Here is a 16,166-nt window from a genome sequence, read left to right as displayed (position 1 = left end):
TCACCCACTAAGAACAGATTCTAACGAATGCGCCAAGGGGATATACCACTAGCATTACAACTGATCGCGTATGCTCGGCTGTGCGCGCAGTCTGATGCGTTCACAAGCGAGCTTCAGAGCTGATTGTTGAGCGATTTTGATCTTACTGGAGGGCTTAGCCGGCATGTCTGAACCAACCTTCGGCCTCCTGTGCGGTAATGCTGACGAGAGCTGGGTTGAGTTTCGCCTTTAAGGCTTCGGGATGCGCTGCTTGGGCCTTGCGCCGCCGCTCTTTCATCCTAGCCCGGGCATGCTCCGTCGGGTTGATCTCGGGCGAATAGCTCGGCAGGTACAAACGCCCGATTGCGGCGTGATCGAGTAGCCTCCAGCACTTCTGTCTAGGCTTGTGCCGGTCCTGCTCGCGCCTGGCCGCACCACTGCGACACAGTCGTGAGGCAGACCTCAAAGCGGCGGGCAAACTCAACTTAGCTGCCGTCGTCCGCTCACAGGCGGCGAGAACCCGCAGACGTAGATCGAAGAACAGGCCTGGGGCACGGCTTGCCTCCTATGATATAACTATTGAACCACAGTCTGTCCCAATGGACTCAAGCCCGCAGTAAAAGCGCTTTAACAACGCCGTTGCGCGGAGAACGGCTAAGTATAAGAACATCTACGTGGCCGAGCTCGGGACCCATCATTCTACCGCTAAGTTTTTTCCGACTTCTGGCGCTTTTTATGCCCCATGCCCATTGGACTGAACTAAACCAAGCAGCTCAAATGCTGATGCTGCGGGCGATGGTTTCGGCCGCCATCCGCTTGCGCCATTCGATAGGCCCGGATTGATGAACGGAATTTCCATCAACGTCGACAGCCATGATCACAGGCATATCGTGGACCTCGAATTCGTAGATGGCTTCCATACCCAGATCTTCGAAAGCCACAAGCCGCGACGCTTTGATTGCCTTTGAGATAAGGTACGCGGCGCCGCCCACCGCGATGAGGTAGGGTGCTTTGTGCCTGACGATCGCTTCCAGGGCCGCGGGACCCCTCTCCGCCTTACCGACCATCGCATACAGTCCAGTTTCGGCAAGCATCTTCTCGGTGAAGGCGTCCATGCGGCTGGAGGTCGTTGGACCAGCCGGTCCGACGACCTCGTCTCGAACCGCCCGAACCGGTCCGACGTAGTAAATCACGCGACCCCGCAAGTCGACAGGCAGCGGCTTGCCGGCGTCAATAAGGTCAACGATGCGCTTATGGGCAGCGTCCCTCCCTGTCAGCATCTTCCCGGACAGGAGAAGTGTTTCCCCAGCGCGCCACGTTGCAGTCTCTTCCCGCGTAAGCGTGTCGAGGTTGACCCGCCGGACACCGGCTGAATGCAAGTTCCCTGCGTCGATTTCCGGCCATTCGCGCAGATCGGGCGGCGCGAGCGTGATGGGACCAGAGCCATCCAATATGAACTTTAGATGCCGGTTGGCGGCGCACTGGGGGATCAATGCCACGGGCTTGGACGCCGCGTGGGTCGGGAAAGAGGCCACTTTCACGTCGACAACTGTTGTGAGGCCTCCCAAGCCTTGGGCGCCGATACCCAGCGCGTTAATTCGGTCGTACAGCTCGATGCGAAGCGCCTCTTCCGCATTGGATGCTCCGCGCGCGATAAGGTCCTGCATATCAATGGGGTCGTTCATGGCCTCCTTAGCCAAAAGCATCGCCTTTTCGGCGCTGCCGCCGATCCCAACTGAGACCAAGCCGGGGGGACACCATCCACTGCCCAGCGATGCGACAGTGTCTATAACCCAGTCGGCCACTGATGCGCTGGGATTCAGAGTGGTAAATCGCGCCTTGTTCTCCGAGCCACCGCCCTTCGCGGCTATAGTGATTTCTATCTCGTTCCCAGGCACAAGTTCGACGTGAACAACCGCAGGCGTGTTGTCCCGCGTATTGACGCGACTGACGAGGGGATCGGCGACAACCGATGCGCGCAAGGGATTGTCCGGGTTCAAATAGGCCCGTCTCACGCCTTCGTTAACAAGATCGGCAAAGCTCCCGGTCGACTGAATACGGACGTCCATGCCGACCTTTGCGAAGATCACGACGAGGCCAGTATCCTGGCAGATCGGCCGCCGCGCGAACGCCGCCATGCGCGAATTCAAGAGGATTTGCCCAATAGCATTCTTTGCTGCCGGGCTTTGTTCGCGAGTGTAAGCCTGCGAAAGGTACCGGACATAATCCGGGGGATGATAATAGGAAATGTACTGGAGCGCATCTGCAACGCTCGTGGTGATGTCCTCGCCGGAGATGACGGTTGTCATTGTCGTTAACTTATCACTTGAAGGAGCATAAACTATTGACAAGCTTCAGGCTTTGAAAGCTTCGTACCCCTTCTTCCCCACCCTCGTAACCATATCCGCTCTGCTTGATGCCTCCATGCGGGGCGTCTGCGGCCACGCCCTTCAAAAAGTTAATACTGACGGCGCCTGCCGAGAGTCTGCTGGCCAACGTGCGTTTTGTTTCAGCCGAGTTGGTAAAGAAGTAAGCGGCAAGGCCGTACTCTGTCGAGTTTGCCTCATCGATGGCTTCTTCGATCGAGTCGAACGGCGCGATGGTCAGGATGGGGCCAAACGGCTCCTCATGGAGAACTTTGGCATCCGCTGGAACGTTGGTCAGGATCGTTGGGGGCCAATAGAAGCCTGCGCGATCCAAGCGGGTGCCGCCTAGCTCGAGTTTGGCGCCGCGCTCAACTGCATCCTTTATCAGCTGCTTCATGGCCTCGATCCGCCGCCCATTAGCCATTGGCCCCATTTCGGTCAAAGGGTCGTCAGGTGCGCCAACCCTGATCTTGGAAGCCTCTTCGGTCATCCGCGTCACGAACTTATCGTAAATCGGCCTGGCGACAAGGATCCTGCTGGGCGCGTTGCAGCTCTGGCCCGCGCACTCGAACTTGTAGCTCGAAATCGCCGGGATTGCTGCTTCCAAATCCGCATCGTCGCACACGATCACGGGAGAATGCCCCCCAAGCTCAAGGACGCAACGCTGAAGATTGTCAGCCGCGAGCCGTGCGAGTTGCTTTCCAACTGACGTGGAGCCAGTGAAGGTGAGGGCCTTCACGATCGGTGATTTGAGGAGATGCTCGGAGATCTGCGCCGGTATCCCGAAAACGAGATTGACCACGCCGACTGGGATCCCTGCCTCCTGCAACGCCTCCACCATAAACACGGCGGCGCTCGGCGTTTCTTCGGCGCCCTTGAGGATCACGGGACAGCCGGCCGCTAGCGCGGCAGCAAGCTTGCGGGCGTTCAGAACGGCGGGATAATTCCAGGGTGTAAACGCGGCGACGACACCAACGGCTTCTGGTATGAGCATGCGGTTGGCGCCCATCGGAATCGGGCGCGATAAAGCTTCCGCCTGCGCACCATTCCATTCGAATGTTTCAACGGCTCGTGTGAACTCGCCTCGTGCCTCGGCGACGGTCTTGCCTTGTTCTGCAGACAAGGCCTTGGCGGCCGTGTCAATTCTCTCCCTGAGGACCTTGGCGGCGGAGATAAGTAGGGCGCCGCGCTCGGCTGCTGGAGTTGCTAACCAGGATTCGCGGCTCTTCTCAGCAGAAGACAGGGCCTCGTTGAGATCCGCCGGTGAAGCAGAAGCCACACAGGCAAAGACTTCCTCGGTGGCTGGATTAATCAGGGGCAAAGTCTCTCCGTCACTACCGGCTCGCCACGTGCCGTTGATGAAAAGCTCGTAGCTGGTTCCATGCAACATTATTTGCTCCGCTTATGACAATTCACGCCGAAGGAGCGGTTCTGAATCCGCTATTCACCTTCAGTTATCTTCCATCGTGTGTCACGACGGTCAAATATGGATTATTGGCACCATCCATCGGGATTCCAGATTGATAGAGTTGCCAAGCACTCTAGCGCTAGACGCCTTAAGGTCAGCGGGAGACCGGTCAAGGCGCATTTGGAGCTGTAGCCGGCCAATGGCCGTCGTCGATCAAATTCTTGACAACCTTGGAAATGAGTTTGCGTACCGCAGAAACTGCTGGGGAATGCTCATTCTTTGGGTTTACGGCAAGCACCACCGTACGCGTGATCACTGGATCGACAATCCGGACCATGCGCGCTTGCCCTTGCAAGACTTCCTTCCGAATGGCCGACGGTGTGAGTATCGAATAACCCTTGCCCTCAGTAACTATATTAATGATCGTTGAGAGCGAGTCCACCTCGAACCTGACGTCTAGTGTGCAGCCATGCAGAGCGACAACATCAGCAACGGAGCGCCTAAGATTGTTGCTGCGCATCGGAACTGCCAGCGGGAATGCATGAAGGTCTGCCAAGCGAACCGAATCCTCAAAAGGTGGTTGTCCAGGCGGCACGATGAGGCAAAACTCTTCTCGCGCCAGGACAGTCATTTGGCCAGCACTTTCCGCTGTGCGGTACAAGACAGCTAGGTTGAAACGACCAGCGGCCATCCATTCTTCCAGTGGCCCAGTCATGCCCTCGACCATCTTGAGAGAAACGCCCGGCAACTCGTTCCTTACGGCTTCAAGCAGTTCACCGCTGAGAACGCGTGCTGCTCCCGATGGGACACCGATCGTCACCTCTCCCGTGGGAGAAGCTGCTGAGTTGGTCAGTTCCGCTTTGGTGAGTTGGATTTCCCTGAGAATGGATCGTGCCCGCTCGAGCAGCTTGGCACCAGATGCCGTCACGCTGACGCCGTTCCTGTCGCGCACCAGCAGTTGCGTGCCGAAGCTCTCCTCCAGCTGGCGCACATGCAGGCTAAGCGCGCTCTGTGCAACGTTGAGTTGGGCAGCTGCCTTCGTGAAACTGCCTGCTTCGACGACACCGACAAAGTATTTCAGCTGCCTGATTTCCACGGTCTGAAGAACCTAATCGGGGTGCTCCTCGGCCTCCCTTATCCCTTCTATCTCGAAACGCGATAGTGCGGAAGGGGCAATGGAGGATCAATAACGCCCCGTTGCTGGCCTGAACTGCCGGATCTGAGGCTGCTGGTGAGCGCTGTACCAAAACCTTGTCCATGCCGCGTTGGCCTGATCGGCAAATCCCAGGATGAGAATGCCTTCACCTAGGTTGTTGGACCCATGGCGAGTATTTCGCGAGCTCTCCGGACCACCGGTGGGTCAACCATCTTGCCATCCAGAGCGAAGGCCCCCTTGCCCTGCATCGCGGCATCTCGTTCAGCTACGAGGACGCGCCGTGCCCAGTCGAGATCCTCTGCCGTAGGGGAGAAAACGTCGTTCAGGATAGCCACTTGTGCTGGGTGGATAGCCAGGGCACCTGCAAAGCCCAAGCGTCGGGCATGTAGAACGGTGTCGCGGAACTTGAGCGTATCCGAAAAATCTCCAATGCTTCCTACAAACCCCAGTGGCAGGAGACCTGCTGCACGGGCTGCGAACAGCACCGAAAGGTTTGGTCCCAGCAAAAGATCCGTCTCCGGCATGCCGCCAACGGCCGCGCTGAAATCTTCAGGACCGAGTGCTAGCGCTGCCATCCGCGGATGGGCAGACGCGATAGCCGGCAGCCGATGCAACGCTGCTGGTGTTTCGATCTGCGCCAGAAACCTGACGCTGCCAGGCATGAGGTCTCTTTCACGCTCAAGTTCCGCAACCGCCTCGGCAACCTCGGCCACCCATTCAGCCGAATCTACCTTAGGAAGGACAAGGGCATGAACACCTGGAACAATCGCAGCATCAAGATCGGCGGCCAGCGCACGCAAGCTTCGGTTCACACGGATGAGAACCGACGCGCCGTTGCGGCCAACATCCGCCACGGATGCCGGAACAAACTTCCGGGCTTCAGCTTTATGGGCCTGCGGGACCGAGTCCTCGAGATCGAGTATGATGCCATCGGCACCTCTTTCATGAGCCCTGTCAACAAACTTAGGTACATGAGCAGGGACAAAGAGCAGGGATCTCCAGCGAGGAGCAAACAATGAACTTTGCACGGCTAAGGCGGCGTCCTTCCCCATTGATTGTATCCTTTCGTTGATCGTCGCGAGCACGCCCTGCAGGGATAGTGTGTGCATTAGCGCTGCACCGTCGTGGGCGAGCTCATACGACGAGCACCCCGGGTCGAACAGCGTGCTATGCAGAAGTGGTTCCCTTTTCTGGAAGCACCTTGAATTCTTCCCGAATGGCGGCTGTGTTGGCTCCCAGTGCCGGTACCGGACGAAGGGATGGCGTCTGCGAGTTGAAAATCGCCGCAGGAGCGATGACATCGATGTCGCCCGCTGGGGTTGCGACCGCAACCCGGCGAATATGCGGATGCCGTGAAACGTCGGCCATCTCGTTCAGCCGGCCATATGCCAACCCTGCCGCCTCGAGCTCCTCCATCACCTCCTCGCTCGAAAGTTCAGCAAAACGCCGTGCTATGATCTCGTCGAGTACGGGGCGATTGTTGAGCCGCTCCATGTTGTCTGCGAAGCCAACCTGCCGCGTCAAAGCGGGTTGCTTGAGGAATTTCGTGCAGAAATTAACCCATTCTCGGTCGTTCTGCACGGAGAAAATAATGTCCTTGCCGTCGGTGGAGCGATACGCACCATATGGTGTCAGCGATGGATGGTTTACGCCCGCGCGCACCGTACGGTAATTACTGTAGTCGTGGTGCAGTACGGGTACATTCATCCAGTCTGCGATGGCATCAAAAAGCGAGACCTGTATGCCGGTCCCCTCTCCCGTCCGTTCGCGCTGGTACAGCGCTAGGAGAATCGCACTAAGGGCTGTCATGCCCGCCGAAATGTCGCAGACTGAAACCCCCACTCTGGCCGGTCCCTCAGGCGTACCGGTGATGGCACAAAGGCCCGTCTCCGCCTGCACGATGAGATCGTAGGCCTTCAAGTGGGAGAACGCGCCGCCTTCACCAAACCCTGAAATGTCGCAGGTGATGAGCCTGGGATAACGTTGCCGGAGCTCTGCCGACCCAAAACCCATTTTAGCAATGCTGCCTGGCTTCAGATTTTGGATAAATACGTCTGCCGAGGCGATAAGCGAATCCAAAACCGCACGATCCGCAGCTACCGTCAGGTCGAGGCAGACCGACTCTTTCCCGCGATTAAGCCAAACAAAGTAGGCACTCTGTCCGCGCACCAGTTTGTCATAGTGCCGGGCGAAGTCTCCTTCCGGTCTTTCGACCTTGATGACTCTGGCGCCGGCATCCGCTAGGCGCGACGATGCGTACGGCGCAGCTACAGCCTGCTCGACAGCGACAACTGTGATTCCTTCCAAGCTCTTCATGCCGGCCCCATGCCGTTGTCGGTTACTCTAGCTTGAGCATTACCGCGGTTCAGCAGAGCGAACAACCGGTTCTGCTCGTTCCCCACGATCGAGAATGCTTCATCGACGCCCATTCCCGGTTTCGCCAGCATCATGTCCGCCTGGGTTGCAACGGATATATGAACCGACGCACGTGCGGAGAGATCAGTTTCCGTGCAACTTCCCCCGACGTAGGCGCCGACTCCAATGTTCCGGCATAGGAGAACAGCGCGCGCTGTATCGGCAATTGAGCCGACATCGGGCATCTTGATCTGAACGAGATGCGCGGCCTTGGCTTCGGCAAATAAGCGGATGTCGTCGAGCGTATTGCATTGTTCGTCAACAACGATACGGGCGTTACTTCCCCGATCATTCAAAATCGATACGATCTGCGCATAATTCTCAAGTTGGGCTTGTGTCGATCCAAAGTCAGCGGGGCTCTCGATGTTGATCCGGAAGTCATGAACTTTGTCTGCAACCCTCGTTATAAAATCGGCGATCCGCTGCGGTTCCATGCCGATCGCCAAGCCGATCCAGCCGTAGACGTCGAAATGGAGAACCGGATGATACCCCGGCTGACCGATCTCACGTGTGCGGTTCGCGACCCAGGTCACGAAATCGATGAAGGTCTGCCCATCGGCGCCAAACTTTTCGCGCGAGTTAATCAGTCCGTGGGGGAGCACATCCACGGACTTCAGGATCATCTTGTCGACGTTGATTTCGCGGGAGTCACCGCTTTGGCAGTAGATAGGTATCCTGCGGACTGGCAGGGGCAGGTTGAATTCGGCGCAAATGACTTCTGCCATGGTAGTGCGCCGGGCATGGGCCGCAGCCCTGAGGAGCGCCTGGCTCACTCCGTATTCAATTGAAAGCGGCAACCGCCTCCCGCCAACATGTGCAAAGACATTGGCGCAGGCATCAAGATATCGATTTGCATCGACACCTAAGAGCCGCGGGATAACAATCCTGGAGGTGAGATCGGAAATATCACCAATATCAAACAACGGATCCCGTCCGCCGGCGCCTGAGTACTGGACGTTCATCATGTCGCCCCACACGACCGTATCGTCGTCGAGGAGAAGCCCGATACTTAGAGAAGACGCAGGGATGCGGACAGACTTGAACCCAGGCGTAATGGGTGCGCCCGCATAGTTGAAGCCGTCCTGTTGGACGCCTGCCCGGATCGCAGCTTGGTCGTCATAGAAAAATGCCCCGGTTCCCGGCGCCAGGATCACGTCTTTAATGTGCACTTCAGTCCACTCGATATGGCTTATCAGATAACGGGCTCTGGCCAAGCCAGAGCACAACCCACTGCCGTGACTATACGCATCCTCTGGCGGTCTCTGCCAATATAATGTCAACGACCGTCCCATCGCGTAACCAGATGGGACCAATCCTGAACTCGGTCGAGGACTGTTCCTGCAATGTCGGCGTTTAGGCGCCCAGGGATCATATTGAGAGCTGACAGCAAGGCCAGATCTGACTGTCAGGTATTATTTGCCAATCATACGCTGGCGCCTGTACGGGTGGGGCATGAAGGCAACCCCTCACACGACCGCTGTACAGTGTTCGCCGCCGAGACGCTGCCTAAAGGGCCCCACTTCTTCTAATGGGCCAAGCGCCTCGTCACACACGTAAGGGACGGCAGGTGACCAAGCCATGTGAGCGAGAAAACCGCCTGTCATGCATCTCCGAGCCGTGTTCGGCTTCGCCGTTGGACGCGAATGTGGTGAACTAGAGCACCGGACGATTACACGGACGCATATCCGGCTGCCTTGAGGAAGTTCCAGCACTCGTGTGGCTCAAAGAGATTGCATATGTGGACGGCCCCCGTCTCGCAAGAAGATTTGGACATAGTTTGATCGGATCGCTTGCGTTCATATGTCCGGCCTGTGTTGTCGCGCTCGCACATGAACGCTGGCCAAGATGGGTTCCGCCACCCGAGTTCCAAACAGATGTGCGACCTTGCAGGGCCACTACAATCTACGGAGCGTCTCGGGATCTGGATCGATCGATCGCACCATCTCCTTGTCACCTTGCAAGGTCGGTCATCGGCTCATCTGGCTCATCGTGTCAGGCCGAAGATCTAAGCGGCCCGGCCCGTACCAACAGCAATGCCTTGCGCTGCATAGCGCTCGCCCGACACCATGAGTTTCCAGGCGATCCGGGCGATCTTGTTGGCCAGCGCCACCGCGGCCAGCTTTGGCGGCTTGCGCTTGAGCAACGCCACCAGCCAGGGTGAGGCGGCCGCACATTGGCTGCGCCGTAACTGCCGGATGACAGCCCTGGCGCCGACCACCAGCACGCTGCGCAAGGCTTCGTCGCCGGCGCGGGTGATCACCCCAAGACGGACCTTGCCGGCGGTCGAATGATCCTTCGGGGTCAGGCCGAGCCAGGCGGCAAAGTGGCGAGCGGATCGGAAGCTCTCTGGAGTGGGTGTCTTCATCACCAGCATCGACGCGCCGATCGGCCCCACGCCGGGGATCCTGGCGAGACGGCGGCTGCAGTCATTGTTGCGGTGCCAGGCCATCAGCTTGTCTTCGACCTCCTCCAGCCGGGCCTGCAGCTGGGCGTATTCCTTGGCATGGATGAGAAAGAGCTCGCGGGCCAACGGCGGCAGCGTGTCATCCGCTTTGATCCGTTCCAACAACGGCTCGATCCGGCAGATCCCTGTAGCGGCAATCAGCCCAAACTCGGCCGCATAGCCGCGAATGGCATTGGCGAGCTGGGTGCGCTGGCGGATCAGGCGATCGCGTAAGCCCACCAGCATCAGGGCCGCTTGCTGCACAGGGGACTTGACCGGTACAAAGCGCATGGTTGGTCGGCTCATCGCCTCACACAGCGCCTCGGCGTCGGCGGCATCGTTCTTGCCGCGTTTAACGTATGGCTTGACGAACTGAGGTGGGAGCATCCTCACCTGATGGCCCAGCGCCTGCAGCAAGCGCGCCCAGTGGTGCGACCCGCCGCAGGCTTCGATCCCGATCACCGTCGGTGGAAGCTTCGTAAAGAAGGCCGCCAGGTCCTGGCGCCGCAGCTTCTTGCGCAGGACCGGCTCCTCGGCGGCGTTCACCCCGTGCAATTGGAAGACGTGTTTTGACGTATCCATCCCGATGCGAATAATCTGGTCCATGGACGGTCTCCTGTGTTTGAGATCAGCAACGACCTCATTCTGGCACAGCGATGCCGTAAGGGGGCCGTCCACCCCAACAGATGTCACCGAGGGCGCGCCAGAGCGCCTCAAAGGTTCGGGCTTCAGCTTTGCGCAGGTGCGCTTTGATCTTGGCAAAGGCCTGCTCGATCGGGTTCAAATCGGGACTATAAGCCGGCAGGAACAGAAACCAGGCACCCTTTTGCTTCAGGCAATGGGCGGCCTTCTCGTTCTTGTGGACCGTGAGGTTGTCGAGGATCACCACATCGCCTTTGCGCAGGGTCGGCGCGAGTTGTGTCTCGATGTAAACCTCAAACGCCAGGCGGGTGATCGGGCCATCGATCACCCACGGGGCGCTCAGCTCGTTGCACCGCAGCCGGCCAGGAAGGTCTGGGTTGTCCAGTGTCCAAAGGGAGCTTTCATGCGCAGGCGCTGACCCCGGCGCGAGCGCCCGCGCAGGCGCGTCATCTTGGTGTTGACGTAGGTCTCATCGAGAAACACCAGACGGTGCGGCTGTTGGCGCATGCGCGGCTGGCGCTGAGCGTGCCAGACGCGGCGTTCATCCCGCACATCGGCGCGTGCGCATTCCGCGGCCATCAGGCATTTTTTTATATGAGAAGCCACGCCGGCACAGGAAGCGCGAGAGCATCGCCGGGGCCGCGACGATCCCGTGCTTGTCCAGCAGCCGAGCCGCCAGTTCGGGCATGGTGATGGCGGGCTTGGCCTCGACGGTCTGAATCAGGAAGGTCTCATAGGACACCAGCTTGCCGCGTCCCGGCGGGCGTCCCTGCCGCGCTGGAGCCGGCGAGCCGAACTGCCGCTGGCGCTGCATCAGCTTGATGGCGCAGCTGTCACTGACCCCGAAGCGGCGGGCCACCGACCGGCAGGAATGGCCGGCTTCCACGAAGGCCGCAACCCGCACGCGCAGATCTAAAGAGTAGCTAATGGGATGGACCGGCCGTGCTTACCGGCGCACCCTTCATCAGGGGCGCCCAGCACGAGGATTTGAGCCATGCCTAAAGCTCCGCTTCATCAGGTTGCCACTCTTGGCATCGACATCGGCAAGAACAGCTTCCACCTGATTGGCCTGGATGCTCGCGGCGCCATCGTCCTGCGCCAGAAGCTCTCCCGCGGACAGATCGAGGCACGCCTTGCCAATATGCCGGTCTGTCTGATCGGCATGGAAGCCTGTGTCGGCGCCCACCATCTCAGCCGTCAGTTGCTGGCGCTCGGCCATGACGTGAAGCTCATCCCAGCGCAGTTCGTGAAGCCGTTCCGCAAGAGCCACAAAAACGATTTCCGCGACGCTGAAGCCATTGCCGAAGCCGTCCAGCGGCCGACCATGCGCTTCGTGCCGACTAAGACGGTCGAGCAGCTCGATCTGCAAGCTCTCCATCGCGTTCGTGCGCAATTGGTCGGGCAGCGCACGGCAGTGATCAACCAGATCCGGACCTTTCTGCTGGAACGGGGAATTGCAGTGCGACAGGGGCTGCAATTCCTGCGGCAGGCTCTGCCAGACATCCTGGCCAAACGAAGCGATGTCCTCGCGCCGCGTATGGTGTGTTTGATCGAGGGGCTGTTGCAGGATTGGCATCATCTGGACGAACGCATTGATACGGTTACGTGCGAGATCGAAGCTCTCGTGGCCGCCGATGAGGCCTGCCAACGGCTGAAGAGCGTGCCCGGGATCGGACCGATCATTGCCAGTGCCATGGTCGCCGCCATTGGGAACGGAGCCGCCTTCCAGCGCGGGCGCGACTTCGGGGCTTGGCTTGGGCTGGTGCCGAAGCAGACCTCAACGGGTGACCGCACGATCCTGGGTCGGCTGTCCAGGCGCGGCAACACCTATCTCCGCTCCCTCCTGGTCCAAGCCGCTCGCGTGCTGCTGCGCTGGCCGACCAAGTGGCGCCAGCATAGTTTTGGAGAATGGCTGAACGCCGCCGTAGGACGGCTGCACCACAACGTGCTCGCGGCGGCTCTCGCCAACAAGCTGGCGCGGATTGCCTGGAGCGTGTTGAGTCAGAACCGCACCTATGAACCACGAACAGCGGCGGTGACAGGTTAAGGGCGCCCCAGTCCGAACCCTGCGTCAGTCGCTTGGAGCTCGCCGAGGTCTGCGAGAGAAAGACGAGATGGAGAACGGTCGCGCCGTCGCATCTGGGCTCTGGTGACCCAGTTGGCCAGTCAGGGCCGAGAAGCTTATGAGACCGGATGCGCGCGGATATCCATGATGGCCAGGAGCTCGGCTCCGGAAGGGCCGGATACATTAGCGCAAGACCAACCTCTCTATGTCGAAAATCTCTTGCGACGCACGGCCGGTCCATACATCTGGGTCATGATCCACCTCCTGTTCTCAGAAGAGAATCACATTTCCGCCCAGGCCGAAACCTCTTGAACCTGCCTTTCAGTCCGATGCTCTAGATCCAGCGGGGTCAACCTTACCTCGAAGGTTGCCATGTTTGTGAGTTCTTATTCGAACTTAGGCTCGCCGGCATGCACAGATGAGCGGCACGAGGCCTTCGTCGGGCACAATTTGCACTATATGGTCGATACCTCAATTCCCTGGGGCACAGTCGTGGGCCTGGTCGCCGTCGCCTAGATGCTGGCTTATCAAATTGACGTTCGGTTCGCCGAGGACACAGCCAAGGCTCTAGTCGCTGAGCTGCCCTCGGGAACGGAATTTCGTTCCCGAGGGCAGTACGGTGGTGGCGATGAACACCTTTCTAAACGGCCCAAAAACGATCGGAACCGTCGATAATACGTCCCGCTGCGTTATCGTCTGAAGATGGGCGGCGGAATCCACTTCACCACCGCAAGTCAGCCTCTGGGCAGAGCGCATCAGCGAGGATCAGAGCACGCCTTCGGATTTTAACGATTGGTAAATCTTGGCGACTGACTGAGCGGTTGCATCAACGATAATGTCCACTTCTGCACGGGAGATGATCAGTGGCGGAGCGTAGCCGAGAATATCCCCATGTGGCATAGCCCGCGCGATGACACCGGCCTCGAGCAGAGCAGCGGCGGCGCGAACGCCAACCTGCAGTTCGGATTCAAATGGGATCCGTTCCTTCGGATTCCGCATCAGTTCCACTGCGGACAGAATGCCAACGCCGCGAACCTCGCCGACGATGGGATGCCCCTCCAACTCGGCCTTCATGCGGGAATGCCAGTACGGTCCAACATCCCGGACATGCTCGAGAATGTTCCTGTCCTTGAGCAACTTAATGTTCGCAAGCGCGGCCGCCGCACAGAGCGTATGGCCAGAATAGGTCCAGCCATGGCCAAGAGGGCCATGTTTTTCGGTCCCTTGTTCCAAGACCGACCAGACGCGCTCGCCGATGATTGAGCCAGATATCGGCAGGTAGGCGGAACTCAACCCCTTAGCAATGGTCACGAAATCTGGACGCATGCCATACAGATGAGAGCCAAATTTCTCGCCAATTCGGCCAAATCCACAGACGACTTCGTCAGCAATAAGTAGAACGTCGTACTTGTCGAGTACGGCTTGGATCGCGGCCCAATATCCTTTTGGAGGCGGAACAATACCCCCGGTGCCTAGTACCGGCTCTCCAATGAATGCCGCCACAGTCTCCGGACCTTCGGCGAGGATAAGGGCCTCAAGTTCGGCAGCGCAGCGTTGGGAGAAAGCTTCCTCGATCTCGCCCACATGCGACTGGCGATAGTAGTGTGGTGTCGTTGTATGACGTACCAAGTCCAGAGGAAGGTCGAAGAAGTTGTGAAAGAATGGCAGGCCGGTCAGGCTGCCGGTAACTAGCCCGGATCCATGATATCCGCGATGGCGCGAGATGATCTTTTTTTTCTCAGGGCGGCCAAGAATGTTGTTGTAGTACCAAACCAGCTTGATGTTGGTTTCGTTTGCGTCAGAGCCGGAAAGGCCGAAATAGACCTTCCGCATGTTTTCTCCGAAATACTCAACCACAGCCTCTGCCAGTAGGGCTACCGGCTCCGTTCCTTGGCTGGCATAGACATGCGCGAAAGGCAGAGTATGCGCTTGTTGGGTGATGGCCTCCGCAATCTCCGTGCACCCATAACCCATATTGACGCAGTAAAGCCCGCCGAATCCATCCAGGCTTTTTCGACCTTCGGTGTCCCAGATGTAAACTCCTTCTGCTCCGGCCATTACTCGATTTGGCGTCTCTCCGCGAGTGTGCTTGGCCAAATGCGTAGACGGATGGAAAACGAAGTTTCTGTCTTTCTCCTGAAGTTGCTCAGTTCCTAGATTAATCATCTGCATTCGCCTGCTCCTTGCTATCACGTGGCGAGGAACAATCCGTCCGCCACCTTTCTGAAGGTAGGATAGCGAGGAAGGCATCCACAGTTTCACCGTAATGCGCCTTTGCCGCGGCGGAATCCACGGAATAGGCATCCCGAATCGCAGGAATCACGCGTTCGAGTGTAAGAGACTGGTGAGCAATTATCTTTCGCCTTTGCGGGTGAAGCGTCGCAGCAGGATGCGGCTCATCGCGAGATAGAGCAGCATCTCGCCGGTTTCGACGAAGCGCTCATAGTCCTTGGCAGGCCGCCGATTGGTGGTGAGCCAGCCGATCGTTCGCTCAACAATCCATCTTCGTGCGAGCACTTGAAAGCCGCTCGGACGCGTTGGCGGCTCCGCGCCGATCCGTGTCCAGACGCCGCCTGTCCACCAATGCTGCGGGATGGATATCTCCAGCCCAATGCCTTCTGGAGCCAGTCCTTCAGCCCGCGATAAGCCGTGTCCGCCCACATCAGCTCAATAGCCGGAAACAGATGCTGCAGGCCCGACAACAAAGTCTCGGCTCCGGCGCGATCATGGATGTCGGCGGGCTGCACCTTGTTCTTCAGCAGATTGCCTTGCGTGTCGACGAGCAGATGGCGCTTGCGGCCCTTGATCTTCTTGCCACCGTCATAGCCGCGTGGTCCGCCCATCTCAGAGGTCTTGACCGACTGGCTGTCGATGATCGCGGCGGTGGGTTGGCGCGCCCGGCCGATCTGACTGCGATAGCTCTCGCGCAGGGCCTGGGTCACGTGCTTCCAGGTGCCGTCCTCGCGCCATTGAGCGTAGTGATAGAAAACGGTGCAACGCGGTGGATACTCGTGCGGCAGCAGTCGCCACTGGGCGCCGGTGCGCAGCAAATAAAAGACTGCATCCACGATGCGGCGTAAGGGATGAAACTGTCGCCGCCCGGCCGGATGGCTGCGGGGGGTCAGCGGCGCGAGCAGCGCCCATTCGTCATCATTGAGATCGCTGGCATAGAGACAGGTATCCATAGCGAGGTTCCTCAACCGTCAAACAGCCCGCATCCGCCTCACCGATCCAGCACAAACCTATTCTGAATCAAGCGCTTGAGCCGCGCAATAAAATTGCTCACCAGCCTCTAAATGATCTTCACGAAAGCGGTGTAACATAGGGCGGTGTCGATCATCGTGAGGAGGTGCGCGATGGATGACAACATTTGGCGTCCGGCGCATCTGATGCCAGAGCAGATGGAGGAGTGCCGCTTGGCGGCAGCGAGGCTATTGCGGCAGGGACAACTCCCCCAGGCAGACATCGCCCGGCAGTTGGAGGGTAGTCGCGCTAGTATATCGCGCCGGGCCGCAACCCGCACCCAGCGGGGCCGCCGTGGCCTCGAGACCCAGTCCATCACCTGACGACTACCGCGGCTCGACGAGAAAGCCCGGCCCGGCTGGGTCGGCTCCTGCACTGGGGTGCGATGGCGGTGGACTTTGCCACCGAGCGCTCGACCCTCACGCGCGTCGCGGCCCTAATTGAGTGCG

Annotated in this window: 13 protein-coding genes and 1 pseudogene; 2 read left to right on the top strand and 12 right to left on the bottom strand. The window is 58.9% G+C overall.

Annotated elements, in window-relative coordinates; all coding sequences use genetic code 11:
* Positions 1 to 752: 752 nt before the first annotated feature.
* The 10 genes from ACS5Q1_RS33635 to ACS5Q1_RS33590 form a co-directional block, all read right to left on the bottom strand.
* A complete protein-coding gene (locus tag ACS5Q1_RS33635; RefSeq protein WP_473102288.1) occupies positions 753 to 2,288 on the bottom strand; it encodes a fumarate hydratase in 1,536 nt (511 codons plus the stop codon).
* A gap of 13 nt (positions 2,289 to 2,301) precedes the next feature.
* Positions 2,302 to 3,735, bottom strand: a complete 1,434-nt coding sequence (locus tag ACS5Q1_RS33630; protein WP_473102287.1) for an NAD-dependent succinate-semialdehyde dehydrogenase — start codon at positions 3,733 to 3,735, stop codon at positions 2,302 to 2,304.
* Positions 3,736 to 3,922: 187 nt separating this feature from the next.
* The gene (locus ACS5Q1_RS33625; protein ID WP_473102286.1) at positions 3,923 to 4,849 is read right to left on the bottom strand and encodes a LysR family transcriptional regulator; all 927 of its coding nucleotides are present in this window, start codon (positions 4,847 to 4,849) and stop codon (positions 3,923 to 3,925) included.
* A gap of 209 nt (positions 4,850 to 5,058) precedes the next feature.
* A complete protein-coding gene (locus ACS5Q1_RS33620; RefSeq protein ID WP_473102285.1) occupies positions 5,059 to 5,961 on the bottom strand; it encodes an HpcH/HpaI aldolase/citrate lyase family protein in 903 nt (300 codons plus the stop codon).
* A gap of 115 nt (positions 5,962 to 6,076) precedes the next feature.
* Complete coding sequence (locus ACS5Q1_RS33615; RefSeq protein ID WP_473102284.1) at positions 6,077 to 7,225, bottom strand: CaiB/BaiF CoA transferase family protein; 1,149 nt, start codon at positions 7,223 to 7,225, stop codon at positions 6,077 to 6,079.
* Complete coding sequence (locus ACS5Q1_RS33610) at positions 7,222 to 8,493, bottom strand: methylaspartate ammonia-lyase (RefSeq protein ID WP_473102290.1); 1,272 nt, start codon at positions 8,491 to 8,493, stop codon at positions 7,222 to 7,224. Before ACS5Q1_RS33610 ends, ACS5Q1_RS33615 begins: the two co-directional genes overlap by 4 nt.
* Before the next feature lie 836 nt (positions 8,494 to 9,329).
* Positions 9,330 to 10,373, bottom strand: a complete 1,044-nt coding sequence (locus ACS5Q1_RS33605; RefSeq protein ID WP_473102283.1) for an IS110 family RNA-guided transposase — start codon at positions 10,371 to 10,373, stop codon at positions 9,330 to 9,332.
* A gap of 34 nt (positions 10,374 to 10,407) precedes the next feature.
* Entirely contained in the window at positions 10,408 to 10,737 is a 330-nt protein-coding gene (locus ACS5Q1_RS33600; protein WP_473102282.1) for a transposase, read from the bottom strand.
* Positions 10,738 to 10,748: 11 nt separating this feature from the next.
* On the bottom strand, positions 10,749 to 10,988 hold the full coding sequence (locus ACS5Q1_RS33595) for a hypothetical protein (protein ID WP_473102281.1): 240 nt from the start codon (positions 10,986 to 10,988) through the stop codon (positions 10,749 to 10,751).
* Positions 10,951 to 11,337 carry an IS630 transposase-related protein gene (locus tag ACS5Q1_RS33590; RefSeq protein ID WP_473102289.1) on the bottom strand — a complete coding sequence of 129 codons (387 nt, stop codon included), beginning with the start codon at positions 11,335 to 11,337 and terminating at the stop codon, positions 10,951 to 10,953. The genes ACS5Q1_RS33595 and ACS5Q1_RS33590 overlap by 38 nt, the downstream gene beginning before the upstream one ends.
* A gap of 66 nt (positions 11,338 to 11,403) precedes the next feature.
* On the opposite strand from ACS5Q1_RS33590, the gene ACS5Q1_RS33585 reads away from it, so the two are divergent.
* Positions 11,404 to 12,456, top strand: coding sequence for an IS110 family RNA-guided transposase (locus ACS5Q1_RS33585; RefSeq protein ID WP_473102280.1), 1,053 nt, complete (start codon positions 11,404 to 11,406; stop codon positions 12,454 to 12,456).
* A gap of 783 nt (positions 12,457 to 13,239) precedes the next feature.
* Here ACS5Q1_RS33585 and ACS5Q1_RS33580 read toward each other — a convergent pair.
* Complete coding sequence (locus tag ACS5Q1_RS33580; protein WP_473102279.1) at positions 13,240 to 14,646, bottom strand: aminotransferase; 1,407 nt, start codon at positions 14,644 to 14,646, stop codon at positions 13,240 to 13,242.
* A 180-nt stretch (positions 14,647 to 14,826) separates the two neighbouring features.
* A pseudogene (locus ACS5Q1_RS33575) lies at positions 14,827 to 15,659 on the bottom strand (IS5 family transposase).
* Between the two features lie 171 nt (positions 15,660 to 15,830).
* Here ACS5Q1_RS33575 and ACS5Q1_RS33570 point away from each other — a divergent pair.
* Entirely contained in the window at positions 15,831 to 16,040 is a 210-nt protein-coding gene (locus ACS5Q1_RS33570; protein WP_473102278.1) for a hypothetical protein, read from the top strand.
* Positions 16,041 to 16,166: the final 126 nt, after the last annotated feature.

The organism is Microvirga sp. GN3 (assembly GCF_055792825.1).
The sequence above is the reverse complement of the archived record's forward strand: the minus strand, read 5'-3'. Positions and strand labels throughout refer to the sequence as shown.